The sequence below is a fragment of the Limosilactobacillus reuteri subsp. simiae genome (assembly GCF_020784875.1).
Lineage (GTDB): Bacteria > Bacillota > Bacilli > Lactobacillales > Lactobacillaceae > Limosilactobacillus > Limosilactobacillus reuteri_H.
This window is the reverse complement of sequence record NZ_JAJGUI010000104.1, coordinates 1-26,705: the sequence shown is the minus strand read 5'-3', so window position 1 is coordinate 26,705 and position 26,705 is coordinate 1. Positions and strand designations below refer to the sequence as shown.

Here is a 26,705-nt window from a genome sequence, read left to right as displayed (position 1 = left end):
TAAAATATAAGTACGTTCTTAATTGTATAACAATTTCAGAAAAGATTGAGATTAGAATAGCTGATAATTTACCTTTTTATTTGAAAAAGACTACAATATAAATGGAATTATAAATTTTATGTGGGGTGGTCATTATCAGTAATCAAAAATCAGTACCTAAAAAGCTGTCTTTCATCTCAATTTACTTTTTAGGAATTAATGGAGTAATTGGCTCAGGAACATTTTTACTGCCATCTGTTATTTATCGGTACATGAACTTATCGGCTGTAGCAGTTTTGCTATGTACAGCAATAACTGTTTCATTGATCGCCCTATGTTATGCCGATCTTTCTAGTCGTTTTACCGGCTCAGGGGCAGCATGGCTTTATTCTTATCATGCATTTGGACGATTCACCGGTTATGAACTGGGAATTTTTACCTGGTTCTTAGGTTGCTGTACTCTTTCAGCGGAAATTGTTGCCTTATTAACTACCCTCAAGAGCTTTTTGCCAATCTTTAATCGGCCGCTTATCTATGGGGCCGCTGCTTTTGGCTTAATTGTGCTCTTTGCGGTTATTAATTTCTTCGGCCGCGGCCTTGTTAAACTGGTTAATAATGTATCAGCGGCTGCGAAGATCCTTACGCTGATCATCTTTATTGTCGTTGGGGTCTTCTTCATCCATAAAGCTAACTTCTCACCAGTGATTCCCCAAGCAGCTTTAAAGGGACCAATGCCATTTATTCATCATTTTGGTGAAGCCTTTACCCCGATCTTTTATCTTTTTACTGGTTTTTCATTTTTACCAATTGCTGCTAAGCAAATGAAGAATCCAGAAAAGAATATTCCTCGGGTATTAATTGCAGTCATGGTTAGTGTAACTATTTTGGATGCATTGATGATGACCGTTGCCGTTGGACTTTCTGGGACTAAATTAGGCGGGTACTCGACACCACTAGCTAATGCTTTGGGAGGTGCCCTTGCGAAGGGACTCGGAACCACTATTGGTAAGTGGGGATATGCCTTTATTATTTTCGGGATGCTTGTAAGTATCTTTGGGGTTGCCTTTTCAGCTTCGTTTAACACGCCATCTTTAATTGCTTCAATGGCCAATGAGCATGGCATGTTGCCAAAGTTTATTGGGAAGAAGAATAAGCATGATGCCCCATGGGTTGGAATTTTATTAACATCCATCCTTTCTGCGTTATTCGCTACCCAGAGTTACCTCTTCTTGGTTAGCTGTACAGTCTTAGCCTCATTCATTCAATATGTTCCCTCGATTCTTGCCGTTATTAAATTTGAACATAGTAACGAATATCCAACACATGGTTTCAAATTACCCGGGAAATATCTTATCCCCATTTTTGCATTGTTAGTTTCTTGTTACATGGTTACTAATTTTACGGCTAAGACCTTGCTTGTCGGAACTGTTATCGCCATTCTTGCCGCGGCAGCATACTTCTTTATCAAGAAAGATCGTAGTTACGAAGAAAAGCATGTAAAATGGCTTGATGACTTGCGATTAAAAGATGAAAAAGAAGGACTCCTAGATAACCAGAAAAAATAATTTTTAGACAATAAATCGGCACCAAACGTTCGAATCTCGATTAGTTTGGTGCCGATTTCATTATTAGTTGTCAATTTCTGGTGCCTGATCTAATTCTGCTTGCAGCATCCAGATCTTCTTTTCGATTGCAGTCTTGAAACCAATGAAGATATCTTGGGTAGAATAATCTTTTTCAATATCAGTCACTTCAATTCCGTGCTGATAAAGGTCCTCAAGATAACGATAACCAGCGACTAAATGTGCAAGTCGTTCTGGCGTTGTTTTATCAAAGTTTCCTGGCCAGTCTTTAATTTTTGTATGGGTTGCGATTTCTTTAAGGGTCGAATAAGGTTCACCGTCGAGAGTTAATAATCGTTCAGATATTACATCTAGTTGATCGTTGATTTCATCCATAAATTGGTCCATTAATGGGTGAAGCTTTAGAAAGTTAGTGCCACGCATATACCAGTGAGTTTGATGAATTATCATTGCCATTTGACTCAGATCAGCAACTAATTGATTAAGTGTTTCTTTGGTTTCTTGATATTTCATGATAAGACTCCTTTTCTATGTGTTAGGTGTATCATATCAGATTTTGGAATGCGCTTACACAAGTTTGATCAAAACATTACGAAAGCTTACGAATTAAAAAACGCCACTGAAGAAGATGAAAAATCTCATTCAGTGGCGTTAAGTTTACCGTCGATTTAGACGGAAACGAATCATTTTATCGGATTCAGTACATAAGAAGATCAAGCAAGAGAAGACAATTACTGCTAGCCATTCCAGTAAACTTATTCCGGTCACATGGAAGGCCGCCTGCATAAATGGAACGTAGGTGAAGATCAATTGGAAAAGAATCATCAATCCAATAACGCCCCAGGCTTTCTTGCCAATATTTCCAACTTCTTTTAGTCCATATCGTTCAGTTCGAATGCTGAAGAAGTAGAAGGCCTTACTAATAACAATGGTATTAACCATCATTGTTGTAGCGTTGACAACGTCTGCCCCAGCACTGATGAACCATTCGTAACCAATTAAGGCGAACAGTGCCATTAAGGCTGAGACATAACCCATCTGGATTAAATCATGCCGATTCATTAAACGTTGGGTCACTGGGCGAGGATTGCGATCCATGATGCCCTTTTCTGCTTTTTCAAAGACGAATGCGAACTGGATAGTGATTGCGGCGATTAAGTTAATCCACAATAACTGCGCCGGTTGGAGGGGAACTTGCTGACCAGTAAGAATGGAGAAGGCAACCACCAATCCTTCAGCAAAGGAGGTTGGTAATAAGAATAAGATACTCTTTTTGATATTGTCGTAAATTCGTCGACCTTCTTTGATAACAGCAGCCATTACCGCAAAGTTATCATTTCCTAAGATCATGTCAGCAGCATCTTTAGCGACGTCTGTTCCCTTAATCCCCATTGAAATCCCAATATCGGCTTTCTTTAAGGCGGGGGCATCGTTAACTCCATCCCCAACCATTGCGGTGATCTTTTGCCGGTTTTGGAGCGCTTCAATAATTTCAAGCTTGTTCTGTGGAGTCGTCCGCGCAAAGACTTGGTTGTTTAAAGCAGCCTCTTCTCGTTCACTGGCAGAAAGTTTATCCCATTCTGCACCTGTGATTGCGTTGATTGGGCCCGTTGATAAGCCTAGTTGCTTACCGATTGCACGGGCGGTTTGCGGGTCATCCCCCGTAATCATTTTAACGGAAACACCAGCACGGTTCATTTGCTTTAACGCAACGATCACTTCTTCGCGTGGTGCGTCTTGAAGAGCAGCTAAGCCAAGTAAGTGAATTCCCTTGTAGAGGTGGTCATGTTCGACTTCCATTAGGTTTTCGCCATTAACTGGTTGATAGCCGACTGCAATAACTCGTTTTCCGGCTTTGGACCAGTCATCTACCCGTTGTTGCCACTTGGCAGTATCAAATTGTGGATCTTCTTTTGCGGCCATTTCAAAGAGTTTGTCTGGAGATCCCTTAACAAAGATAACTTGCTGTTTATCTTCCGGATCACGAGTTAATTCAGCGATATAACGGTAATCAGAATCAAATGGAAGAAGGTCAACTGCTTTATATGGCGATTGATATTTAGCCCCAAACGCTTTGTGGTAAAGAGTTAAGAAGGCTCCATCAGTTGGTTCACCATTAATATGCCAGGTGCCGTCTTCATCAGTTAAAACCGTGTCATTTGCTTGGTATCCAGCCTCTAAGAAAAGTTTGAGCTGATCTGTCAGTTGAGCTGGTTTGCCATTTAAGAGAATCTCACCATTAGGAGCATAACCAGTTCCGGTAACCGTGTAGTGTTTATCGCCGACCCATAACTCAATGGCGGTCATTTCGTTTTTAGTAAGAGTTCCTGTTTTATCCGTAGCAATAACATCGACCGAGCCTAATGTTTCAACAGCAGGCATTGATTTGATAATCGTCTGATGCTCTTTGGCCATTTTGCTAATACCAAAGGCTAAGATAACAGAGGTAATTGCAGGCAAACCTTCTGGGATCGCACCAACCAACATTGCCACGACTGCAAGCGCAAGGGCAGGCAAGGAATAAATTTCGAGGAAGAAACCGACAACGAAAACAATCACTGAAGCAGTAATTGTAATGTAAGAAACGACCTTTCCAACATGGTCAATTTCTTTAGTTAATGGGGTCTTCTTTGGCTTAATTTGCGCAACTTCTTGTGAAATCTTACCAATTTCGGTTTGTTCACCAGTTGCGACTACAACTCCTAGTCCACTTCCGCTTGTAACTGAAGTCGAAGCATATGCCATATCAACACGATCAGCGAGAGGAACGTCTTGGTCGGTAATTGCTTCATCAGTTTTGATAACCGAATTGGTTTCACCGGTTAAAGCTGATTCCTCAATTCGTAAGTTGTCAGCTGAGACGATCCGTAAGTCAGCTGGTACATTATCACCGGCTTCGAGGAAAACAACATCCCCACGGACAAGATCCGCGGCATCAATATCTTGTCGTTTACCATCCCGGTAGACGGTGGCATGTTGCGCCATCATCTCTTTAATTTTGGCGAGGGCATTCGCTGCGCTTGATTCTTGGAAATAACCAATGAGCGCGTTTAGAATGACAACCGCCCCGATAACAATCGCATCAGTATAGTGACCGATTAAAATGGTCAGTAAAGTAGCGGTTAATAAAATGTAGATAACAATATTGTTAAACTGGCGTAAGAAGAGTTTCCACTTGGGCGTTGGTTTTACTTCAATGATATTATGCCCTTCATCAGCAAGCCGTTTTTCGACAGCTTGGGTTGATAGGCCGTGAGTAAAATCAGTTAATTGGTATTCTTTCTTTATTTCGTCAGTTGTTAGTTGATAATTTTCTTTCATTTTTCCCCTTAAATATATAAATTGAGTAAAGTAACTAATGCTTAAAGGTCCCACACCTTAAGCGAACAACATCAGTGAAGCCGTATTAAGTTTTTGCTTTAATCATTCCTTCGTATTTATCGTATAAATATCGTACCATATTCATTTAATATTTTAGTTCTAGTTAAGATATTTTTAAAATATGATTCATGAATTATTAATAAAAAGACCGAGAAACGTTTCCTCGGTCTTTTTATTAATTATTAAATGTATTATTTTCAACATTCCGAATAAAGTCAGCGAGGTGCTTGTAATAAATATCGGGATTATCTACCATGTGGTGGTGACCACCATCGGGAGTAGTAACTAGCTGTGAATTTGGAATGAGACTATTCATTGTCTTAGCAGTTTCGATTGGCATCGTTTCGTGTTCACCAAATGTAATTAAAGTTGGTACCTTAATATTCTTCAATTGGTCACGGAAATGCCAGTCTTTAAGCTTACCGGTAATCACAAATTCGTTATCGCCTTGGAAGACGTTGTAAACCGCCGTACCACCAAGGTCTTTAAGATGATAAAGCTTGGATGGTTGCTTCCGGTCAACGTATTGTTCATTCATTACTTGAACGTATTCTTGATACTTAGGATTACTGTAATCGTTCTTGGCTTCGCATTCTTTCATAAAGGCAACTGCTTCTGGAGAAAGAGTCTTTTCCCGTAATTCATTAACCCGGTCGACATATTCGTCAATCTCGTCAACCATTGAAGAAATAATTGCGCCTTTAAGATGTTGACCATACTTAACAGCGTATTCTTGAACTAAAAGGCCACCCCAACTTTGACCGATAAGATAGAAATTGTCTAAGCCGAGCTTTTCTCGTACTTCATCTACTTCATCAAGGAAATATTCGTAAGTAAGGTACTTCTTCGCAATCTCAGGGTCAGAAAAATCAGGTTGATCAGAATAGAGTGAACCTAATTGATCATACATTGTTACCTGAACGTTAAGACCTTGCTTCTTTAATTGTTCAGCAGCGTCTTCCCAGTATTCATGATTGCCACCAGGGCCCCCATGCAAAGCCAATAAATGAATATCACCTTCACCTTGGGTATTCGTCCACAGATGATAGCCGTTATCAAGGGTAATAATTTTAGTGCCTTGTTTCATTCTCGAATCTCTCCTTTTTATTGGTAATACTAACTATTTTACCGCAATTAGCTGAATTCTGCTAAAACTAGTTTTAATGCGTTGTCTTTTTAGTGAGCATTTAGTTCAAAATAGTAACACCTGGAATACTAAGATGACAGCCATTCAGCGCTAATTGATATTCAATCCGTTCGTTGCCACGAAGCGTGTATTCGTAATCAGTGCTATAAATAATGATCCCTAATTGATGACCAGCTACAATTCGGTGGAAAATTGGTTGAAGATCAAACTTAACAGTGACAAATTGATTAGCGGCTAATTCATCAACTTGTGCTGGATTGTTTCGATTTTGCAAATTGATATGCCCACTTGCGATTACCTTATAATTAGTTGCTTCTTTTGCTAATTTAAATTCACGAAGGTCATCTGTCTTCCAGTGATAACCTAGCTCAAGACCATTACGATTAAACAGAACAGGCGACATTGTAAGGCGTTTGCTGCTGCCCAGGTCAACAAGCCGGGCACTAATCATTCCATAGTTTTTCGAAGAAGCTACTTTTAATGTGACAGTCGGTGTTCCGCGGAGAAGCGTATCATCATTAAATACAGCAGTTACAAAGCGCCGACTAAATTGACCGTTATCATTAACGAGTGCCTTTGCCCATGCTTCGGGGTGTTTACACCATTGAAGGTACTTTTCTTCTGGTTGTTGGTCATTAAAGCTTTGGATTCCTAGTCCGGGCAAATTCGTTAGGCGATGGTCGTTAAATTGGTACTGTTTCTGTTCGCCTGCAGTCCATTGGTCATATGCGTTCCAAGTTTCAGGGGTGCTATTGTCTTGCACAAGAACACTTGGCAGGGTATCATCAGCATAATTTTCTTGACCCCAGAGCTTATTAGCAAGCCAGAGATTAACCATGTCAGAGAAATCTAATGAACGAAAGGCATTGATATAAATATGTTGTCCTTGGTGAAGGATGAGTTTGCTTGTAATTGGCAGACTTTGAATGCCGTCATAAAGTGCTTTAACGTTACTAGGACGGACATTGGTATCATTAAGGCCATGCACCAGCATCACGGCAGCTTTGATGTTTTCGAGATCATGCCGGTAATTGCGGTGGTCCCAGAACTCATTATAATTACCAGTCGTCCGATCCATTGCTCCTTGCATTTTAGCAATATATTTATCATTTACTTTTTCAATTCGGCGGTAGTCTGCGGGACGTTTGGTTCGACTGAATGTTTCGTCAGCTAAAACATCTGCGTCCTCCCCTTGAAAGCCACCCGGTGCCCGGACAAGGCCATTTTCTCGATAATAGTCATACCAGCTGGAAATGGCAGCTTCACTAATAATTGCTTCGAGGCCTGGTACACCAGTGGTTGCGACAGCGGTGGCTAGAGTGCCGAGATATGAGCGTCCTGTCATTGCGACTTTACCATTACACCAGGTCGCCTTGATTGTGGTACCGCTATGACGGTCAGTAAAGGCTTGTCGATCACCGTGAAGCCACTCGACGACAGCCTTCATCGCATCAGTCTGTTCTGGAGAACCACACGTTTGGAGGCCATCCGAATCTTTAGTACCAATTCCGGCTGAATAAACCACCGCATAACCACGAGTAGCGAGGTAATTATTTAGTGTGTATGCTGGCGTGGTACTAAATGTCTCAGTAGCTTGCCGGCTTTCTCCAGTAACTTTTTGGCGTGAAAAGTCACTCGGGAATGTTTCTTCAGTCGGGGCCTGATAATCAGGATCCTTATGCTTCAAAGGAAGATTGACGTTATGCGTTGCTTTTTCGCCCCATTCGTCGTTTGTTCCTTGATTATAAGGACTGGCAGTAAAGACAACGGGAACTTTTAAGCCATGGTCTGACTCAATTGGCCGCATAATTTCCACTTTAACTAAATCTGCTTTACCATCAAAATCGGTATCCATATCGGTCTCAATGTAAACAACCTCACGAATGAATTTAGTAGGATCAAAACTAGCAAGCGGCTTCCCATTGAAAAAGAGCGGTTTTTGTTCAGCTGGAAGTTGGTAACTCCAAGCCATAAAGCCCTCTGCCGTTAAATGATCAATAAGCGATTGACCGTTTTTGTTGTGAGTATTTAAAAGAAGATAAAAAGCATCGATAACGTTTGCGGTTGTCCATTTTTGATGTGCTTCGACAGGCAAGCCAATTTTCTTAACTGTAGCAAGAGGATTGGTAATATCAAAATCAACTGCCGCCTCAAAATCGAGTAGTTGGAGGGCGACGAGATAAAATACTTCATCGGTTAATGTTTGATTCTGGTCAAACCAATCATCAAGAGCAAGGTCAGGAGTAGCTAGAAGATCATGAAACCACTGCTTAGTGACGATCGGCTGGGCACTTGCCATATGAATGCGTGCTAAGAAGGTTTCAAACATTGCGTTCGGTGTCAAAGTTTGTTCTTCGTTTTTCCGAAGCAAGTGAATCTGCATTAATTCTTGGCACCGTGCTTGTGGTGTAGTTGAAGTAATACTAAATTGATTGATTTTCATCTGGAACACCTCGTATAAAATTTGATATATTAATTATCGCACTTTTATAATAATTTGCTTAGGATAAACAGTGTTGCGATTTAAGGCGTATACTTTATACTAAGACTTAGTTTAAAAAATGATGATTGGGGAAACGCTGATGGTAAAAAACATAATGGAATTTCAGCATGTAAGCAAACAGTATGATGATAACGTTGTGTTGCGTGATATAAGCTTTGAAATTGAGGCCGGTAAATTCTATACCTTATTAGGACCATCGGGATCAGGAAAGACAACGATTTTGCGCTTAATTGCTGGTTTTGATCATCCTAGTAGTGGAAAAATTTATTTTGATGGAAAGCAAATCAATGATATTCCAGCCAATCAACGGCAAGTCAATACCGTCTTTCAAGATTACGCCCTTTTCCCTCATATGAATGTGGCAGAAAACGTTGCCTTTGGATTACAAATTAAGGGTGTCAAAAAAGCAGAAATTAAACAACGCGTAAAAGAAGCTTTACACCTGGTTCAATTAGATGGCTATGATGATCGGGAAATTACCGCAATGTCTGGTGGACAAAGACAGCGAGTTGCCATCGCCCGGGCAATAGTTAATAAGCCAAAAGTACTATTATTAGATGAAGCCTTATCTGCGTTGGACCATAAGTTACGGGTTCAAATGCAGACCGAATTGCGGCAGTTGCAACGGCGGCTGGGGATTACTTTTATCTTTGTTACCCATGACCAAGAAGAAGCATTAGCCATGAGTGACCAGATTATGATTATTAATGATGGTAAGATTCAGCAGAGTGGAACCCCTGTTGATATTTACGATGAACCGCTTAACCATTTTGTGGCTGATTTTATCGGCGAAAGCAACATTGTCCCGGGCATTATGAAAAAAGACTATGTAGTTTCAATCAATGGTCAAGACTTTGATTGTGTTGATGCGGGGATGAAACCAAACGAAAAGGTTGAAGTTGTCATCCGGCCAGAAGACCTTGACATTACGACGGTTGAAAAAGGAAAATTAGTCGGTACTGTTGAAACCCAGCTTTTCCGTGGCGTTGATTATCAAATTACGGTGATTGATCAACGTAACCATAAGTGGAAGATCAATTCTATTCATAAAACAAAGGTCGGAGCTAAAGTAGGGATTACATTTGATCCCGAAGATATTCACGTTATGCGGTATAACGAAAGTGAAGAAGATTTTGATGCTCGCCTTGATAGCTATGAGGAGGGGGACTAATGCGGCAAAAAGCGATGTTTATCGTCCCATATGCATTGTGGATTATCCTATTTGTGATTGCTCCATTGGTATTGATCCTTTATCAATCATTTTTTAATATCAATGGTCAGCTGACCCTTAATAACTATGCTGAATATCTGACATCAGGTGTTTATCTTAAGATGACGCTTAATTCTGTTTGGTATGCCTTTTTGATTACTCTTGTGACATTAGTGATTAGTTATCCCACTGCTTATGTTTTGAATAGATTGCCTAACAAGCAGTTTTGGCTATTACTGGTGATTTTACCAACATGGATCAACTTACTATTGAAGACGTATGCGTTTATCGGCTTGTTTAGTCGAACGGGGACAATTAACGGTTTCCTCCAGTTTATGGGGCTTGGAAGCCATCAGCTATTGTTCACGGATGCCAGTTTTATGTTTGTAGCTGCTTATATTGAAATTCCGTTTATGGTTTTGCCAATTTTTAATAATCTTGCCGAAATTAACCCGTCACTAATAAATGCCAGCTATGACTTGGGCGCTACTCATTGGCAAACCTTTCGTCGGGTGATTTGGCCTCTTTCTATGCCGGGCGTAAAAGCTGGAATTCAAGCGGTCTTTATCCCATCGCTCTCACTCTTTATGATTACCCGTTTGATTGGTGGAAATCGTGTAATTACTTTAGGGACTGCGATTGAAGAACATTTCCTCACAACGCAAAATTGGGGAATGGGTTCAACGATTGGGGTTGTGCTGATTATCGCAATGTTTATTATTATGTTTATGACTGGTGATAAGAAACAGAAAGGAGGACGCCATTAATGAAAAAGCAGCGATGGTCATGGGGAAAGGCATACCTGGCGTTAGTTTTTGTGATCTTATATGCGCCAATTTTGTATCTAGTTGTTTTTTCCTTTAGCAGTGGTCAAACAATGGAAAAATACCATGGCTTTTCTTGGCAACACTATGCAGATTTGCTTGCGGATACGCGAATGATTACCATTGTTATCAATACCTTGTTAGTAGCATTTTTGGCGTCACTATTAGCAACGATTATCGGTACATTAGGGGCCTTAGCAATTAAGGATGCACGGCGCCCGTGGAAGAATAGTTTATTATCCTTGAATAATGTTTTAATGGTTTCGCCCGATGTAATTATTGGGGCAAGTTTTTTAATCTTTTTCACCATGCTGGGGGTAAGACTAGGTTTTGTCTCAGTCCTCTTAAGCCATATTGCCTTTTGTATCCCGATTGTTGTTTTAATGGTTTTGCCAAAATTAAATGAAATGTCCCCAACATTAGTAGATGCTGCCTATGATTTAGGGGCCAGTCGCTGGCAAGTTCTTTCCCGGGTAATACTTCCATCAATTGCCCCGGGTATTTTTGCGGGCTATTTTATGGCTTTTACGTATTCGCTTGATGACTTTGCTGTGACCTTCTTTGTTACTGGAAATGGCTTCTCAACGTTATCGGTGGAAATATATTCGCGGGCGCGGCAAGGAATTAACCTTGAAATCAATGCCCTCTCTACGTTGATGTTTATTGTTTCGCTTCTGTTAGTAATTGGCTATTACCTTATTAGTAAACGAGGCGGTCGACGGACACGGATTGTGGCTGTTAAAGAGGGGGATGCTCAATGAAAAAGATATTTACTGCATTCCTCGCAATTGTCGTTATTTGTATCTTGCTAGCGCTTGGGGATGTTGCTCTCAACCAGCAAAAAACTGGTGGTGGAAAACAAACTCTGACAATTTACAATTGGGGAGACTATATTGATCCAGCATTGATAACGAAATTTGAACATCAAACTGGCTATCATGTAGATTATGAAACCTTTGATAGCAACGAATCAATGTTAACCAAGATTCGGCAAGGCGGAACTAATTATGATGTCGTTGTGCCGAGTGAATACACCGTTCAACGGATGAAAAAGGAGCATTTAATTGCACCCCTTAACCATCGGAAATTACCTAACCTTAAGTATATTGATCCGCAATTCTTAAATCGTTCTTTTGACCCCGACAATCGTTATTCTGTGCCATACTTTTGGGGAACGTTAGGTATTATCTATAATGATCAAAAAGTAAATGGCAAAGACGTCCAACATTGGGAACAACTTTGGAATCCGCGCTTAAAGAATAATGTCATGTTGATTGACAGTGCGCGGGATGTGTTTGCGGTTGCCCTTATTACTCAGCATCATTCTGTTAATACGACTAACTACCATCAATTGAAGCTTGCGCAGGCCCATTTAAAGCAGTTGACGCCCAATGTAAAAGCGATTATTGCTGATGAGATGAAGATGTACATGGAGCAAAATGAAGCAGCCGTGGGGGTGACCTATTCTGGTGACGCGCGCGAAATGATGAATATTAATCCGCACCTTCACTATGTTGTACCAAGCGAAGGAAGCAATATATGGTTTGATAACATGGTGATTCCTAAAGCAGCGCGTAATAAAAAGGCGGCTTACGAATTTATTAACTTTATGTTAGATCCCCAAAACGCGGCTCAAAATGCTCAATACGTTGGATACGCGACACCGAATAAAGCGGCTAAAAAAGAATTACCCAAAAAAATTACCGATGATAAAGCTTTCTACCCTCCTGAAACAACGATGAAGCATTTACAAGTATATCGTGATTTGCCATTACGCGTTTTAGGTGAATACAATGATTTGTTTTTAGAATTTAAGATGTTTGCTAAATAGTTATAAAAAAAGAATCGGACTCTTGGCATTAAAAATCATGTTAGGAGTCCTATTCTTTTTCTTTTATAAGGGGATGTGGTTTACTAAAAATAAAAGGCAAAGTGATCGGAGGCTGCTTATGAAGAAAATTTTAGCAATTAACCATGAATTTGTTGCTCGAAGCTATATTCTATTTCCAACGTTGCTATTTGCATTCTCTATCATTGCCCGTGCAAATATAATCACATTTGTTTGGCCGTTCATTTTTGTTTACACCGTTGAAAAAGTAATGCCCTTTATTCTCGATGGACGCCTAAATTTAGCTTCTTGGTCTGGTGTTACTAAGTTTTGTTCAGTTATTGCTTTTATTGGGGGAATCCTTGCTTCTATTGGAATTTATTTTCGCTTTGAGTGGCTTGCTAGCTTGGCGGCGATCTTGATCGGTTTTGGCGTGACGGGGTTAAAATTGCTGGGCGATCCCAATAAGGAAATTTCCGGGATTGATTTGAAGCGAGTAAATGTTATCGCGGGTTTTAGTGTAATTATCGGGCTGATCACTCTCGGAATTTTGCTGATGAAGATGCCGTTAGTTGTTGGCTTTGTTTTTTATACTTTTTTTCTGGGGCTTGAAGTTATTTACGCTTATGTTGTTGTTAAACGAGATAAGACACCACTGGATTTAAAATTCTCTTTTAATTTAAAAACGGCTTTTCCTGCCATCGCCGTGCTTACCGTTGTTTTTATTATTAGTTTCTTTAAGAAGACGGGGCGAATTTCTGATTTTAGCTGGGCCCTAATCGTGCTAGCAATTATTGGGATTATTCTTGAACTACGAAATATTCTGGGGCAACCTTTTAAACTATTTCGTATTTGGCTCGGAGCGATCAAGAATTATGTCATTATCTATACTTTACTATTTGCTTTTCAACAGAATAAAGCTTATTGGATTTTCATTGTGTTTATCGAATTGATGCTTTCGGGAATGTTAGTGGGCGCATTGAGTCCTAAATTACAAAAGCTTCCATTAACTACTCGCTATAAAACCGCCCTTATCTGTCTTACTCTTGGCTTATTCTTAACGTATACCGATTACCTATATTTGCTTGGGACAGCTATAACAGTCTTTTGTGCCATCTTATTAGGAAAGTGGGCACGAAAACAAGTTCCCGATAAATATAGCAGTATTGATCAAAAACTATCCGTATTTGGTTCGCTTTGTAATCAAATTATCTTATTTGGTGCTTTAGAATTAATTTCATATTTTAAACTTGATAATAAGAGTGCGCTCCTTATCCCGTATATCGATCACCAACAGGAACTACAATATAGTCGCGAAATGTTTTACTTGCGAGTTAGCATGATTACTTTATTTGTTATTACTGGTATCTTTGTGATTTATCATGATCGTAAGTATTTATTTGTTAAAAATTGATTAGTCTATTGGATTGATGTTTAAAACTAAAAATGGTCGGTAAAAAATTTAAAATTTTCCCGGCCATTCTATTATTAATGTTAAATATATTTTGGTGAAGTTTCAGGTGCCCATAAAAGACAGATAGTACCACCTATAAGTAAAACAAGAGTACAAATTAGCATTGCTAAAATTGGACCGCCGAGATGAGTTAAGATTGGTAATAAGAATGTTCCGCTAGCAGCTCCAAAACGACTGATGGTGATACAAGTACCAACCCCACTAGCTCGAACCTTAACATCAAATAGTTCTGTTGGATATGGATAATCAAGGACAAGTCCTGAGGATAAGACTATCGCAAAGATCGCAAAAACGCTAATTTGGAAGAAAGGTGAAAAGTTATTGCCAATTATTAATAAAATAAGGGCGGCTGCGGAAAGGAAAAATGTTCTTACCAAAAACATCCGCCTACTAAGAATCTTGAAGATTAAACTACCGAAAATTACACCGATAAGGACGCAACTATTATAGATAATCCCAGAGAGGTTGTTATTACCAAGATTCATACTTTTTAGGAGAATTGGTAAGAAGATACTGATACCGAAAAATGAAAATGCCTGACAAGCATAGAATAACCCACCAACAATGGTTTTTCGGCGATAAGGGGGATTAAAGAGGGTTTTAAGAGAGACAGCTTTTGGTTTTTTACTACGAATTTGTTTTAATGATAATCCCCATTTTTTCCCAAGGTGTTTTTGAATTAGTTTTTGAGCAGTTTTATTCTTACCTTGACTTGCTAACCAACTCGGGGATGCCGGAATCCGGAAGATTGACCGATAGATTGCAGCCATCAGTCCTGGAACGACACTTGATGCAAGGATAACTTGCCAATTATGAGCGCCAAATCCCGTTATTAGAATTCCAGCAATATATGAAGTAATAAAGCCAATTGTCCAGTAAACGATTAGTTGGCTCTGTAGACGTCCGCTTTCTTTTGCTGGTAACCATTCTACCAATAGAGCATTCCCGACAGTATAGTCAATAGCAATCATTAAACCGATTAAAATCCGTAAGCTAAACAGGATAACAAGATTCATTGTTGCTAATTGCAAAAGAGAAAATATAGAAAAAAGATACATATCGAGCATCAACATTCTTCGCCGGCCAAATTGGTCAGCGATTTTACCCATTAAAGCACTCCCAGCAAGTCCAATTAAACTCCCAGCACCAATTAGGCCAACCCAAAAGTCGGGAATATTGATATAATCAGTTGCTTGGGAAAGTGCGGTTCCACTAATTCCAAGAGCAAAACCACAAGCAATTTGTCCAAGAGCGAGGGCAAAATATATTCGAAAGTGAATTGATGATAAAGGTGCTTTTTTGTAATTCTTCTTTGTATATTCCATAAAAAATTAGGCATATGTGATCAAAATTTAGCCTAACTAATTGATTCCTCCTTGTGAATAAAAAAGTAAGTAATACTACCTTAACAAAAAAATGGTATTTAATGCAAATTGCTGTTTCAAATAAAAAAGAGAGTAAGAAAAAATCAATCTCACTCTCTGCTTAACTTTTTGCTATTAATTCTTATCTGCTAACTTACTGTGCCAGTAGCCGTAAGTGAAGTAGATGATAATTCCAATTCCAAACCAAATCGCTGCGCCAATGTACGTTTCTTTTTGCAACTGAGTCATCATGCCAAGGCAGGCAAAACCAGAAAGAATTGGAAGAACAGGGTAGAGGGGAACCTTAAAGCCCCCACGATTACCGATATCCTTTCGCTTACGAAGCGGAATAATTCCAAATGAAACGAGCATGAAAGCAAACAAGGTTCCGATGTTAACTAAACTTGTAAGTTGATCAAGAGAAACAAGTCCGCCCATGATAGCGATAATAATCGCCACGATCCATAATGCAATTTGTGGCGAGTGGCCCTTTTTATCAAGCTTTCCTAAGAATGAAGGAAGCAGACCGTCACGACCAATTGCATAGATCAAACGGGAACTAGAATAGATCATCGAAACCATCATTGTGAACATTCCGATCAAAGCCCCAATTGACAATAATTCTGCCAACCAGTCTTGATGAACCATCTGTAAGGCGAATGCTACCGGATTAGCAACATCAAGCTTGGTGTACTTAACCATCCCAGTTAGGACTATGGCAACACCAGTATATAAAATTGTTGCAACAGCAAGTGTCCCAATAATTCCCAAAGGCATATTTCGTTTAGGATTCTTAACTTCAGCGGCTGAACTAGAAACACAGTCGAAACCAAGGTAAGCAAAGAAACCGATTGTTGCCCCGTGAATCACACCCTTCATGTGGTATGGAAGGAATGGATGGTAATTTTTTGGCTTAATGAAGAAGAAACCAACAATAATAAAGATCAAGATAATTGCAATTTTAAGGAAAACAGCAATGTTATTGATACGCAGTGAGGATTGCATTCCCCGTGAAAGCATTACTGTAATTAAAAGAACAATTACAACCGCCACGATATTTATGTAGGTACCATGGGCTGGATCAAATGGACCTGAGAGTGCTTTAGGAAGATGAATACCGAATCCTTCAAGCAATGTATTGAAGTAGGCTGCCCAACCTGTAGAAACAGATGCAACAGCTAACATGTATTCAAGAACTAATGCCCATCCAAGCAACCAGCCAAGGAATTCACCAAACACTACATTTCCGTACGAGTATGCACTCCCAGCAACTGGTAATGCAGAAGCAAACTCAGCATAACACATTGCAGCTAGCGCACAGACAATCGCTGAAAACAGAAATGACAATGACACTCCTGGTCCAGCTGAATTTGCGGCAATTGTTCCAGGGAGAATGAAAATCCCAGTACCAATAACAGTACCGATCCCAATTGCCATGAGATCACGAGCATTCATTGATTTAACGAAAAGCTTGTCTTCACCAAGATACCGATCAAGACTTTCTTTTCGCATAATGTTTAAGCTCATCTTTAACCCACCTTTGCTATAATAAATTGTACGTGCCGAAATGGTTCGTCACGTTTATAATTAATAATGATACCTTAGTTAATATTAAAAGTAAATTAGAGAAATTTAATTACAAAAGAGGGATAAAAATGGCAATAGAAGTTACTAGTGGAGCAGTTGTATATCGTCAAGGCGAAAACGGGATCGAGTATTTACTCTTAGAAAGTCAAAATAAGGGACACTTCTGGGGCTTCCCCAAAGGTCACGTTGAAGGCAATGAATCACTAGAAGAAACAGCAATTCGTGAAATAAAAGAAGAAACGCAATTAGAATTACCGATTGATACCAGATTTAAGGTGTATACCGAATACGACTTACCAAATGGCAATCATAAACAAATGACCCTTTATACTGCCGAGTTAGATAATAAGGAAGACATTCACCTGCAAGCAGAAGAGATTAAGAACTGTGGATGGTTCAATTATCAAGATGCTCGTGAACGGTTAACCTACGAGAATTTAAAAGAACTGTTAGATCAAGTTAACGATCATTTAAAATAAACAATTATGAAAAATAATAAGTATGTGTTTATTGTGACAGGGGCAGCGGGGTCCGGCAAAACAACGGTCGCTAACTACCTGCAAGATCATTATGATATGCACAGGGTAATTACCCATACGACCCGGCTGCCACGTCCGGGAGAACAAGATGGGGTAGACTATCATTTTGAAACACCATCTTCCCTGAAGAAACTCCATTTGCTTGAGCAAGTCACGTATGACCAATTTCAATACGGTTCTTCATTAGAAGGTTTAGAAGAAGGATGGGAACAAGGAAAAAATGACGTGATTGTTCTTGACACAGCTGGCGCGATTACTTACCATCAACAACTTGGTGCTCAAGCAGTGATTATTTTCTTGACCGTTACCCATATGGCTTCTTTAGCTAAGAGAATGACGCTGCGGGGCGATAAATTGAGTGCGATTCATTCTCGTTTACATAGCAAAGAGTATCACCGTGATCTTGCATTACCAGCGGCTTTAAAAGGGATCGCTCATGTTGTAGTTAATGATCAATGGAAAAATACTAAACAACAAATAGATATAATTGTTAGGCAGATATTATCCAAAAAGAATTAAAATATGATACAATATCATCTTTAATCGGGAGGGAAAAAGATTGGAGAAATTAATTGATCAAGCACAGACCATTATTAAAGACCATCATTTGCGGTGGACTAAGCAACGTAAAATGATGATTGAATCAGTTGCGCGACACCCTGATCGTTACTTTAATATTGTAGAAATTGACCAATATCTTCGAGAACAATTCCCTGGATTAAGTCACGATACTATTTATCGGAATTTTAAAGAATTTGAGAAATTGGGCATTGTCGAATTGCGTCAACATCATGATCAGATGCAGGTTAAATATTCGTGTGATTTTACCCATCACCATCACTTTATTTGTGATATTTGTGGACGAGTTCAAGAAATTCAAATGCCACCAATTGATAAGAAATTCTTTGAGAAGCAGTTGCCAGGAGTTAAAATCACTGGGCATCGGTTTGAATTGCACGGGATATGTGCCCAATGCCAGAAAAAATCTTTACAATAAATTCATATTTATTGGGCCAGTTTTCGTGTATTATATACTCTGGAAAAGGAGAATGAGACATGGGAGCAAAGATACCGCCATTAGTAACCCCATTTGCACTTGTATCATTGGTACTTGCGTTGGGTGCCACCAATGTAGTGGTTAATAAAGCAACGCATACTTCTGAGGGTGCAAAAGTAACATCAGTATCAACAAGTCGCCAATTTCAGCAATCGGGTGATGAGGAAAGCAATCAATCAAGTCGGAATTCACAAAGCGATCGTGATGATGATAATGATGAGAGTGCAAGTAGTTCATCAACTACCCGGACAAGTAATAGCAACAATACAACGGACGATACTGGGGATACTAATCAACCTACACGGTCAGCAGGAAAAACTGGCACAGAAACATCGACAAATCGATCAGCAAATACAAACGAAAGTACGAGTGCTAATCGAAACAGTACCTCACAATCGACTGGTACAACAACTAACAATAATACAACGACACAAGACACGACTGGTGGTAATACTACCGGAACAACTACGACTGAATAATAAGGAGGCGGGTTATTAATGTTTAGTTTTCTTGATATGATTAACTCGTCATTGAGTTACTTTAACCTTGACGTAAAGTTAAAGAGTCGTATTTATATCATTATTGCTTCACTGGGCGATATTTATTTAGTTTATGTTACTTTCCGACTCTTTATGAACCATGTTTGGCTGCGGGCATTGTTATATTGCTTAGCAGTAATTGGATTAACATATTTTATCTATCTTAATTTCGTCTTTTACTTTCTTGAAAAGACTTCGCAATTTGATTTTATTTCACCTCGTGTCGCAAAGATTACTGGTCAAAAATTTGAGGACGGCAAAGCTAAGACTCCTCTTGATGCACAACAACGGCTAGCAGCAGAATTGGCAAACCGGTCAAACGGCTTGTTTGCTAATGCCGACACGATTCCAGCAGCTGTAGCGATTGACGAACATGAACAACACAATTTACAACGTGTTGTTGACCAACTATTAATGGAAGGCGTGTTTGTTAATGGCTATGATGGTCTAAGTGAAAAAGAAATCGTTGAACAGTATCAAGCAACTGAAAAACCAGTTACGGCTTTGAATTCACAATCTGTTCCGCCATACTTTGAATTAGTTCATGATGAGTTGCGACACCGTCTTGAAATTTATATCGGGATGAATCAAATGGAACGACGCCCGGTTGGTCATATTACCAAAATCGGCCTAACCGATGTCCATACTGCTCATGATAAGTATCAATTGTATCTTGCAGCAGTAGTTGTTACTGGGGGCCCGAACAAGATTGCTGGGCGAAGCGGCTCAACAATTTTAACGGAAGAAGATTATGGACTACAAGTTCAAGTAGCTTATAAACAACGAAATAATGCTTAATAAAAAGCTGAGATTGGAATTTCTCCCAACCTCAGCTTTTTTGTTGCAATCAATATTATTTTTCTCTGAATTCACCGTCGACGATATTGTCGTCATTGTTTGTCTTATTACCATTATATTCGGGCATTACGAGGGCAGCTAAGAGATAGAAGACTCCTAGCGGGAAAAAGCCAGTAAAGACGAAAATGAGAATTCCGATTATCCGAACGAGGGTTTCATCAAGACCAAAGTAGTCAGCGATACCCCCAAAGACACCAAGAAATACTTTATCTTTGGATTTAGTTAAATGTTTTTTAGTTTTTGCCATTATGAAGCCTCCAATCGCATAGCTTTGATACTTTTATTATACCGTATTTCAGAGTAGAGATTTAGCAAGTTAATAATTATTTAATACGTTTTACTTATAAAAGAGCGATAAAGTTATTACTGCCGTGCTTGACCATTTAAATTTAGGAGCATATTATAGTTTTCGTTTGATTAAGGTACAAACAAAAGTCTTTTTATGGACAAATAGGCATTTTCGTCTCATTATGAAATGATTATCTTTAATTACCCCTGTTGTGCTGAATTGCAACAAGTTAGAATAATCATGTTAAATTTGTATCATTTGGGGAGGGAAGAGTTATGCGTGTTACGAGAACTATTCGTGACTTTGAAAATGCATTGATAACGTTATTAGAGAAAAATTCTTTTGAAAGTTTGACGGTTGATCAAATTTGTAAAGAAGCATTGATGCACCGGAGTAGTTTTTATCGCTATTTTAGTGATAAATATGACCTCTTAGAGCAAACGTTAAATGCACAAATTAATAAATTGACGGAGAATACAGATTCTGAAGATGACATTATTAAGCAATTATTATCATACATTGATAAAAATAAGGATGTTATCCGTCATTTAGCACCTAATAGTGCACGAAGCTCTTTGTATACCGAAATTTTAAATATTTTAAGTCAGGTTCTTTTAGAGCGGCGTAATCTTGAGACTAATGATCCAATTGTAACGGCGCTGCAAAAGTCTGATAATCCCGAGATGCTTGCTTATGTATTGAGTGGCGCTATTATCGGGACCTTTTACTGGTGGCAAGGCAATAATTATGATGTACCAACTGAGGACGTTATTAAGTTTGCGAGAGCAGCTACCAAGTCATTAACAAACTAAAATTATGAAAGGATAAATTTTGAGGTGAAGTATTAAATGTGGAGCATGATTAAAGGCGAATTTCGTCATATTATTCATAACCGTTTACTGCTTCTATCAGTAACGGTTATTTGCTTCATACCTTTCCTATATAGTATTTTCTTCTTAAAATCAGTATGGGACCCGTATGGAAGTACACGAAACTTACCGGTTGCGGTGGTAAATAAGGACATTCCGGTTGAGTACCAAGGCCGGAAAATGGATGTCGGGAAACAGACCGTTGATGAATTGAAGAAAAATCATCAATTAAAGTGGGAATTCGTATCCGCTAAAGAAGCAAAGTATGGTATGAGCCATCGTAAGTACTATGCTGTTGTTACGATTCCTAAAGATTTCTCTGAAAATGCAACGACTGTTTTACAAAAACATCCTAAGACGATGAAGTTACATTATCAAACTAATGGTTCCTTAAACTACATTGGACAGGTAATTGCTCAAACTGGGATGACACGGCTAAATGAAAAAATTCGTGCCCAAGTTACTAACGCTTACGCAACGGTAATGTTTAAGCAATTGCATGTTGTAGGTAAAGGGATGAACAAGGCCGCTGATGGTGCCCAACAAATTGGTACTGGAATGGTGACCTTAAGTGATGGTGTAAATCGTTATGTTGCAGGGGTTTCCCAAGTAAATAACGGGGTTCAAACCTTGCGTGTTAGTGTTGCCCCATTAGCTTCTGGTGCTCAACAACTTGCTACCGGGAGCCAAACCTTAGCAAATGGTATCATGCAATATACTGGTGGGGTTAGTCTCCTCGGCAATGGTGTTGGTCAATTAATGGCTAATTCCGGTGCACTAAATTCCGGTGCCAACCAGTTGAGCAGTGGCTTAAACACTTTAATGGCTAACTCTGGTGCGTTAAATTCTGGTGCTAGTCAGTTGAATGCTGGGTTAGGAACTCTTGATAGCAGAAGTGGTGAATTACAATCGGGTGCTAACCAATTGGCAAGTGGAAGTCAGGCATTAGCTAATGGAACAAATAGTTTAGCTAATGGTACTAGTGCTTTGGCTAATGGTAGTAAGGATTTAAACGCTCAGATTACTAATATGATTCCTACTCTCCAGAATTCGATGACTGCTATGTCTGGTGATGTTCAACAAAATGCAACGGCCTTACGAAATTCATTAACACCGTTAGCTGGTACTAGCAGTTCATTGAATGAATTAGCTAGCCAATTAGGTGGTATTTCTAGTCAATTAGGAAAATTACAACAAGCTGCTCAATCAGGTAGTACTCAAACAACGACATCATCTAATAGTAATAGCAATATCGATGCTGCTAAGAATGCTCTAAGCGGAATTGATACTTCTAAACTGGATGATGCATCAAAGGCAAAATTAGCAGAGGCTGAGAATGCTCTTAATGGTGCAAATAGTAGTAACTCAACGACTACTACCAATAATGGTAATAAGGAATTAGCTAGTCAAATTGGTCAACTTAAAGGCGCAGTAGACCAATTGCAATCAGCAGTTTCTAAATCAGCTGCAACGGCAGGGCAGAATACTCAACAAGTTATGACAGCTGCACAAGGCCTTGAGAATAGTCTCAACTCATTGCAAGGAAATAGTAATGCCGCAATTAGTAATATTAGTGGACAGCTAACTTCAGCAACTAAACAATTAGCTGATGGTGCAAATACAGTTAATGCAGGTGCTACCATATTAAATAATAATGCTGGTCGGTTAGCTACCGGTGCACAAACTGCTCAAGCTGGAATTGGTGCTTATACTACTGGTGTTCATAGCGCTGCATCCGGTGCTAATCAACTAGCTAGCGGAATCGGTCAATACACAGCTGGTGTCGCCCAAGCTGGAGCTGGTGCTGGTCAATTGGCTAGTGGAATCGGTCAATATACATCCGGTGTTGGTCAACTAGGTAGCGGAATTGCCCAACTTAATGCTAATAGTGGAGCCTTAAACTCTGGCGCAGCTCAATTAGCTGGTGCGCTTGGTCAACTAAACGGTCAAGTTCCTGCTCTTGTTGCTGGTGTAAATCAATTAGCTGCCGGAACTCAACAACTTCAAGATAATTCTCCTGCTCTTATTTCAGGAATTGCGCGGTTGAATGCTGGTGCTTCTCAACTGGCTACATCGCTTGCAGGTGGTGCAAAGCAAATCAACGGTATTAAGACTTCACCACGGACTGCCAAGATGTTTGCAGAACCAACTGCTCTTAAGCACACAGATTACAGTTATGTACCAAACTATGGTCACGCCTTAGCACCATATGTTCTATCATTAGCAATCTATGTTGGGGCACTTGTATTTAACTTTGTTTACCCAATTCGCCGGGTTGCTGAATTTGGTAAAGCTCCAATCGCTTGGTGGGCAAGTAAGGTAACAGTTGGATCACTGGTAGTAACTGCAATGGCAATCGCCGAAGACGCAATTATGATGGCTTGTGGTCTGACAGTTATTCACCCAGTCGCATTCTTTGTGACGACGATATGCTTCGGGTTAGCATCAATGGCAATTGTTATGTTCCTTTCAATGCTCTTTGATAACCCTGGTCGATTCTTTGCCATGGTCCTCTTGATGCTTCAATTAGGTGGATCTGGTGGTACCTTCCCAATGGAAATTACGATGAAGTTCTATAATGTAATTCACTGGTACTTACCGATGACTTACTCAATCTTAGGGCTCCGTGATTCAATTTCTGGTGGTTTAGGAGCACATTACACGATGTTCTGTAACACTGTTCTGATCGTAATCGCAATTGTCTTCTATGCATTGTTATTAGTCGGCATGATTTGGTTACAACACCATCACTATGCTGGACGCTCAGAATTGGATAATAACCAAGAACTACTTGGACCAGAAGGCGATTATGATGGTATGCACCTTCAAGAACGTCGCCCAAACCAAGAAAAAAACGGTGAACAATAGATATAGCTATTTAGATCTTATCTTGAAAAAAAGCCGCGGTTGAAAGAAAGTAAAAGCTTTCTCTCAACCGCGGTTTTTAATGTTCAGATTAATTTTTAGAAAGTTCAGGCAATCTCTTAATTACCTTTGCTGGTACACCTGCTACAACCGAATTATCTGGAACATCATTTACAACTATCGCGCCTGCTCCAATGATGACGTTATTTCCAATATGAACGTCGCCAATTATAGTTACATTTCCACCAATCCAAACATCATTTCCAACCGTAATTGGTTTTGTGTATGAAATTAAATATGAGTCGCCATTTTTGCGAGTTCCATAGCGTTTATTAGCATCGATCGCATGATTTCCACAATAGAACTTGCAATCTGGAGCAATCACTACTCTATCGCCCAAAGTAATCAAATTAGCATCTTGGAAGCGACAGCCATCATTTATAAAGTCATCATCACCTAACGATATATGGTTACCATAAAGAACTTTAATTTGTCCATTGATTGCTACACGTTTTCCAATATGATGAAAAAGTTCTTTCATGGCGTGTTGACGCTTATTAGGATCTATTTCAGTATTGACAATTTGTAGATATTTCCTGGCATGAGCTAACATGTTTTGGATTTCGGGATCACGATAATCATATTCTTCACCAGCTAGTAATTTCTCGTGTTCTGTTTTACTCATTTTATCCGCTCCTTTAATTGAATAGTATATATTGTAGGTAACTATTTTTATTATTTAAAATGCTTATTTTCATCATTACTTTATGCTTAAAAGGAATGATCATTGTTGATTTTTGACATATGTTAAATGTCTATTAGATCTATAGCTAAAATACTGAGGTTTGGCTAAAAGAGTGCTAAGCTATTAATGTAAGCAGTTTTTATGAAAGGAATGGGAAAACTGATGAAATTAATTATGTATAGCGTTCGTGACGCTGAAAAGCCTTATGTTGAGGCATGGGCAAAGAAGACAGGTAATGACGTCAAAATGGTTACTGAACCATTAAATGCTGATACAGTTAAGTTTGCAAAAGGATATGATGGAATTTCCTTACAGCAAACAACAAAACTTGGGGATGAAAAACTGTATGAGAAATTAGCTTCAATGGGGATTAAGCAATTGGCTGCTCGAATGGTAGGAGTTGATATCTTCGACTTAGCAGCATGCAAGGCTAATGGAATTGTAGTCACCAATGTTCCTGTCTACTCGCCACGGGCAATTGCGGAAATGGGCGTTACTCAGGCGATGTACTTATTACGACGGATTGGTGAATTCGAACAACGCATGAGCCATGGCGACTTTCGGTGGAGCGATGACTTGATCAGTAATGAAATTTACAATCTAACCGTGGGAATTGTTGGCCTTGGTAATATTGGTGGGGCCACTGCTCAGATTTATAAAGCATTAGGCGCAAAAGTTCTTGCCTATGACCCATCGTACAATGTCGAATATGAACCATACGTTGAATACACCGATTTCGATACTGTTGTTAAGAATGCGGATATTTTATCATTACATACACCGTTGTTACCAAGTACCGAAAACATGATTGCAGCACCACAATTTAAGATGATGAAAGACAATGCTTACTTGATCAACATGGCTCGTGGAAAACTGGTAAATACTGCGGACTTAATTTCAGCATTGGAAAATAAAGAAATTGCGGGTGCTGGACTAGATACATTAGCTGACGAAACTTCTTTCTTTGGGAAGCAAGTAACACCAGATCAAATTCCAGATGATTACAAGAAGCTTGCTGCAATGCCGAATGTCCTTGTTACACCGCATGTTGCGTTCCTCACCGAAACCTCTATTCGTAATATGGTTGAAATTAGTTTGAATGATGCTGTAACAATTCTAGAAGGTAAGCATTCACGTAATGAAATTAGGATGTAATTAAAAAGCTCTACCAATTTTTGACGGTAGAGTTTCTTTTTTTTGATTAAGATATAAATAAAGTTATTAAAGAAGACGTAAATAAATCGAAAGGATATCGCTTTCTAGGATGATAACTGTTAAGCTTAGAACTATCAAATACCACTAGTCGATTTAGGAAGGAGGAACATCCCAAATGTTGTCAGCCACTAATAGCCATATATAAGGAAGGACTGATGATAATGGCTAGCGATAAACACGGAATGAAAGACAAGATAGCAGGGAAACTAAAAGAAACTGAAGGAAAAATAACTAATGATAAGACTCGTGAAGGGGAAGGAAAACTTCAGAAACTTAAAGGAAAAGTAAAAGATGAGGTTAACGATCTTAAAGAGTCAATAAAAAGAAATAAAAAGGAGGGATGATTATGTACTGGATTTGGGTTTTAATTGTTGGTGGATTAATTGGTTTAGCCGCTGGTGCATTAACTCATCGTGGTGGATCGATGGGCGTTATCAGTAATATTATTGCTGGATTAGTAGGATCGGCAATTGGTGAAGCAGTATTAGGGGCATGGGGACCGCAAGTAGCTGGGATGGCAATTGTTCCATCAATTATTGGGGCAGTAATCTTAGTAATGATCGTCTCCTTGATTTTCGGAGTAAAAGCAGAGAGGTAGACAATATAAAAGGGACCGTGACATAAGTTAAGTTACTTTCATAAAAAGCAAATACGCAGTACAACAATGGCCTCTAACGTCCGGCAAAATCGAACGTTAGAGGCCTATTGTTGCTTGCGGGGGCTCGAAAACGGGGTATACACTTTCTGGTATGGATGGAGATTCCATGCCAGATTTTTTGTATAAAAAAGAGACATTTGCTGTCCCCTCGTTATACAATCAATTCACCACAAAAATCATGAAAGAAGGTT

At 39.3% G+C, this 26,705-nt stretch carries 24 protein-coding genes; 16 read left to right on the top strand and 8 right to left on the bottom strand.

Annotation, left to right across the window (positions count from 1 at the left end; genetic code table 11):
• Positions 1-125: 125 nt before the first annotated feature.
• Positions 126-1,544 carry an APC family permease gene (locus LMC10_RS05925; protein WP_229269191.1) on the top strand — a complete coding sequence of 473 codons (1,419 nt, stop codon included), beginning with the start codon at positions 126-128 and terminating at the stop codon, positions 1,542-1,544.
• 63 nt (positions 1,545-1,607) lie between these two features.
• Here LMC10_RS05925 and LMC10_RS05920 read toward each other — a convergent pair whose 3' ends face one another.
• From LMC10_RS05920 to LMC10_RS05905, 4 genes are all read right to left on the bottom strand, one after another.
• Positions 1,608-2,075 (bottom strand): Dps family protein, encoded by a 468-nt coding sequence (locus LMC10_RS05920; RefSeq protein WP_003664851.1) that lies wholly within the window; start codon positions 2,073-2,075, stop codon positions 1,608-1,610.
• 144 nt (positions 2,076-2,219) lie between these two features.
• Entirely contained in the window at positions 2,220-4,883 is a 2,664-nt protein-coding gene (locus tag LMC10_RS05915; protein ID WP_229269190.1) for an HAD-IC family P-type ATPase, read from the bottom strand.
• A gap of 235 nt (positions 4,884-5,118) precedes the next feature.
• Entirely contained in the window at positions 5,119-6,030 is a 912-nt protein-coding gene (locus tag LMC10_RS05910) for a proline-specific peptidase family protein (RefSeq protein WP_094503851.1), read from the bottom strand.
• A 100-nt stretch (positions 6,031-6,130) separates the two neighbouring features.
• A complete protein-coding gene (locus LMC10_RS05905) occupies positions 6,131-8,533 on the bottom strand; it encodes a Xaa-Pro dipeptidyl-peptidase (protein WP_229269189.1) in 2,403 nt (800 codons plus the stop codon).
• A 139-nt stretch (positions 8,534-8,672) separates the two neighbouring features.
• Here LMC10_RS05905 and LMC10_RS05900 point away from each other — a divergent pair, with 139 nt between their 5' ends.
• The 5 genes from LMC10_RS05900 (at position 8,673) to LMC10_RS05880 (ending at position 13,869) form a co-directional block, all read left to right on the top strand.
• The gene (locus LMC10_RS05900) at positions 8,673-9,764 is read left to right on the top strand and encodes an ABC transporter ATP-binding protein (protein WP_003664847.1); all 1,092 of its coding nucleotides are present in this window, start codon (positions 8,673-8,675) and stop codon (positions 9,762-9,764) included.
• Positions 9,764-10,570, top strand: a complete 807-nt coding sequence (locus LMC10_RS05895) for an ABC transporter permease (protein WP_003669044.1) — start codon at positions 9,764-9,766, stop codon at positions 10,568-10,570. The genes LMC10_RS05900 and LMC10_RS05895 overlap by 1 nt, the downstream gene beginning before the upstream one ends.
• Positions 10,570-11,388, top strand: coding sequence for an ABC transporter permease (locus LMC10_RS05890; RefSeq protein WP_003669043.1), 819 nt, complete (start codon positions 10,570-10,572; stop codon positions 11,386-11,388). The genes LMC10_RS05895 and LMC10_RS05890 overlap by 1 nt, the downstream gene beginning before the upstream one ends.
• Complete coding sequence (locus LMC10_RS05885) at positions 11,385-12,458, top strand: ABC transporter substrate-binding protein (protein ID WP_003675047.1); 1,074 nt, start codon at positions 11,385-11,387, stop codon at positions 12,456-12,458. Before LMC10_RS05890 ends, LMC10_RS05885 begins: the two co-directional genes overlap by 4 nt.
• 118 nt (positions 12,459-12,576) lie before the next feature.
• The gene (locus LMC10_RS05880) at positions 12,577-13,869 is read left to right on the top strand and encodes a hypothetical protein (RefSeq protein WP_229269188.1); all 1,293 of its coding nucleotides are present in this window, start codon (positions 12,577-12,579) and stop codon (positions 13,867-13,869) included.
• A gap of 80 nt (positions 13,870-13,949) precedes the next feature.
• On the opposite strand, the gene LMC10_RS05875 is transcribed toward LMC10_RS05880, so the two are convergent.
• Together LMC10_RS05875 and LMC10_RS05870 are read right to left on the bottom strand one after the other, a co-directional pair.
• Positions 13,950-15,254 (bottom strand): MFS transporter, encoded by a 1,305-nt coding sequence (locus LMC10_RS05875; protein ID WP_019254197.1) that lies wholly within the window; start codon positions 15,252-15,254, stop codon positions 13,950-13,952.
• Between the two features lie 174 nt (positions 15,255-15,428).
• Positions 15,429-16,820, bottom strand: coding sequence for an APC family permease (locus LMC10_RS05870; RefSeq protein WP_229269187.1), 1,392 nt, complete (start codon positions 16,818-16,820; stop codon positions 15,429-15,431).
• Between the two features lie 128 nt (positions 16,821-16,948).
• Between LMC10_RS05870 and LMC10_RS05865 the strand changes: the two genes are divergently transcribed.
• The 5 genes from LMC10_RS05865 to LMC10_RS05845 are packed head-to-tail and all read left to right on the top strand — an operon-like array spanning position 16,949 to position 19,813.
• Positions 16,949-17,359: a bis(5'-nucleosyl)-tetraphosphatase gene (locus tag LMC10_RS05865; protein ID WP_229269186.1), complete on the top strand. Its 411-nt coding sequence runs from the start codon at positions 16,949-16,951 to the stop codon at positions 17,357-17,359.
• 6 nt (positions 17,360-17,365) lie between these two features.
• Entirely contained in the window at positions 17,366-17,938 is a 573-nt protein-coding gene (locus LMC10_RS05860) for a guanylate kinase (protein WP_229269185.1), read from the top strand.
• Between the two features lie 40 nt (positions 17,939-17,978).
• Positions 17,979-18,416 (top strand): Fur family transcriptional regulator, encoded by a 438-nt coding sequence (locus LMC10_RS05855; protein ID WP_003669033.1) that lies wholly within the window; start codon positions 17,979-17,981, stop codon positions 18,414-18,416.
• A gap of 59 nt (positions 18,417-18,475) precedes the next feature.
• Positions 18,476-18,955 carry a hypothetical protein gene (locus tag LMC10_RS05850; RefSeq protein ID WP_229269184.1) on the top strand — a complete coding sequence of 160 codons (480 nt, stop codon included), beginning with the start codon at positions 18,476-18,478 and terminating at the stop codon, positions 18,953-18,955.
• Positions 18,956-18,973: 18 nt separating this feature from the next.
• Positions 18,974-19,813, top strand: a complete 840-nt coding sequence (locus LMC10_RS05845; protein WP_229269183.1) for a DUF6681 family protein — start codon at positions 18,974-18,976, stop codon at positions 19,811-19,813.
• Positions 19,814-19,868: 55 nt separating this feature from the next.
• Here the strand turns inward: LMC10_RS05845 and LMC10_RS05840 are convergent, their stop codons facing one another.
• Positions 19,869-20,120, bottom strand: a complete 252-nt coding sequence (locus tag LMC10_RS05840) for a PspC domain-containing protein (protein WP_003669028.1) — start codon at positions 20,118-20,120, stop codon at positions 19,869-19,871.
• A gap of 317 nt (positions 20,121-20,437) precedes the next feature.
• On the opposite strand from LMC10_RS05840, the gene LMC10_RS05835 reads away from it, so the two are divergent.
• Both LMC10_RS05835 and LMC10_RS05830 read left to right on the top strand, forming a co-directional pair.
• Positions 20,438-20,974: a TetR/AcrR family transcriptional regulator gene (locus tag LMC10_RS05835; RefSeq protein WP_003664827.1), complete on the top strand. Its 537-nt coding sequence runs from the start codon at positions 20,438-20,440 to the stop codon at positions 20,972-20,974.
• A 36-nt stretch (positions 20,975-21,010) separates the two neighbouring features.
• Complete coding sequence (locus tag LMC10_RS05830; RefSeq protein WP_229269182.1) at positions 21,011-23,899, top strand: YhgE/Pip domain-containing protein; 2,889 nt, start codon at positions 21,011-21,013, stop codon at positions 23,897-23,899.
• A gap of 88 nt (positions 23,900-23,987) precedes the next feature.
• Here the strand turns inward: LMC10_RS05830 and LMC10_RS05825 are convergent, their stop codons facing one another.
• Positions 23,988-24,581 carry a sugar O-acetyltransferase gene (locus tag LMC10_RS05825; protein WP_229269181.1) on the bottom strand — a complete coding sequence of 198 codons (594 nt, stop codon included), beginning with the start codon at positions 24,579-24,581 and terminating at the stop codon, positions 23,988-23,990.
• Positions 24,582-24,803: 222 nt separating this feature from the next.
• Here LMC10_RS05825 and LMC10_RS05820 point away from each other — a divergent pair, with 222 nt between their 5' ends.
• From LMC10_RS05820 to LMC10_RS05810, 3 genes are all read left to right on the top strand, one after another.
• On the top strand, positions 24,804-25,796 hold the full coding sequence (locus LMC10_RS05820; protein ID WP_267866723.1) for a D-2-hydroxyacid dehydrogenase: 993 nt from the start codon (positions 24,804-24,806) through the stop codon (positions 25,794-25,796).
• Between the two features lie 221 nt (positions 25,797-26,017).
• Entirely contained in the window at positions 26,018-26,200 is a 183-nt protein-coding gene (locus tag LMC10_RS05815; protein WP_229269179.1) for a CsbD family protein, read from the top strand.
• Positions 26,201-26,202: 2 nt separating this feature from the next.
• Positions 26,203-26,454 (top strand): GlsB/YeaQ/YmgE family stress response membrane protein, encoded by a 252-nt coding sequence (locus LMC10_RS05810; protein ID WP_229269178.1) that lies wholly within the window; start codon positions 26,203-26,205, stop codon positions 26,452-26,454.
• Positions 26,455-26,705: the final 251 nt, after the last annotated feature.

Coding starts and splice junctions, on each gene's coding strand:
- LMC10_RS05920 (WP_003664851.1), bottom strand. CDS start 2,075: ATGAAATATCAAGAAACCAAAGAAACACTTAATCAATTAGTTGCTGAT.
- LMC10_RS05915 (WP_229269190.1), bottom strand. CDS start 4,883: ATGAAAGAAAATTATCAACTAACAACTGACGAAATAAAGAAAGAATAC.
- LMC10_RS05910 (WP_094503851.1), bottom strand. CDS start 6,030: ATGAAACAAGGCACTAAAATTATTACCCTTGATAACGGCTATCATCTG.
- LMC10_RS05905 (WP_229269189.1), bottom strand. CDS start 8,533: ATGAAAATCAATCAATTTAGTATTACTTCAACTACACCACAAGCACGG.
- LMC10_RS05900 (WP_003664847.1), top strand. CDS start 8,673: ATGGTAAAAAACATAATGGAATTTCAGCATGTAAGCAAACAGTATGAT.
- LMC10_RS05895 (WP_003669044.1), top strand. CDS start 9,764: ATGCGGCAAAAAGCGATGTTTATCGTCCCATATGCATTGTGGATTATC.
- LMC10_RS05890 (WP_003669043.1), top strand. CDS start 10,570: ATGAAAAAGCAGCGATGGTCATGGGGAAAGGCATACCTGGCGTTAGTT.
- LMC10_RS05885 (WP_003675047.1), top strand. CDS start 11,385: ATGAAAAAGATATTTACTGCATTCCTCGCAATTGTCGTTATTTGTATC.
- LMC10_RS05880 (WP_229269188.1), top strand. CDS start 12,577: ATGAAGAAAATTTTAGCAATTAACCATGAATTTGTTGCTCGAAGCTAT.
- LMC10_RS05875 (WP_019254197.1), bottom strand. CDS start 15,254: ATGGAATATACAAAGAAGAATTACAAAAAAGCACCTTTATCATCAATT.
- LMC10_RS05870 (WP_229269187.1), bottom strand. CDS start 16,820: ATGAGCTTAAACATTATGCGAAAAGAAAGTCTTGATCGGTATCTTGGT.
- LMC10_RS05865 (WP_229269186.1), top strand. CDS start 16,949: ATGGCAATAGAAGTTACTAGTGGAGCAGTTGTATATCGTCAAGGCGAA.
- LMC10_RS05860 (WP_229269185.1), top strand. CDS start 17,366: ATGAAAAATAATAAGTATGTGTTTATTGTGACAGGGGCAGCGGGGTCC.
- LMC10_RS05850 (WP_229269184.1), top strand. CDS start 18,476: ATGGGAGCAAAGATACCGCCATTAGTAACCCCATTTGCACTTGTATCA.
- LMC10_RS05845 (WP_229269183.1), top strand. CDS start 18,974: ATGTTTAGTTTTCTTGATATGATTAACTCGTCATTGAGTTACTTTAAC.
- LMC10_RS05840 (WP_003669028.1), bottom strand. CDS start 20,120: ATGGCAAAAACTAAAAAACATTTAACTAAATCCAAAGATAAAGTATTT.
- LMC10_RS05835 (WP_003664827.1), top strand. CDS start 20,438: ATGCGTGTTACGAGAACTATTCGTGACTTTGAAAATGCATTGATAACG.
- LMC10_RS05830 (WP_229269182.1), top strand. CDS start 21,011: ATGTGGAGCATGATTAAAGGCGAATTTCGTCATATTATTCATAACCGT.
- LMC10_RS05825 (WP_229269181.1), bottom strand. CDS start 24,581: ATGAGTAAAACAGAACACGAGAAATTACTAGCTGGTGAAGAATATGAT.
- LMC10_RS05820 (WP_267866723.1), top strand. CDS start 24,804: ATGAAATTAATTATGTATAGCGTTCGTGACGCTGAAAAGCCTTATGTT.
- LMC10_RS05815 (WP_229269179.1), top strand. CDS start 26,018: ATGGCTAGCGATAAACACGGAATGAAAGACAAGATAGCAGGGAAACTA.
- LMC10_RS05810 (WP_229269178.1), top strand. CDS start 26,203: ATGTACTGGATTTGGGTTTTAATTGTTGGTGGATTAATTGGTTTAGCC.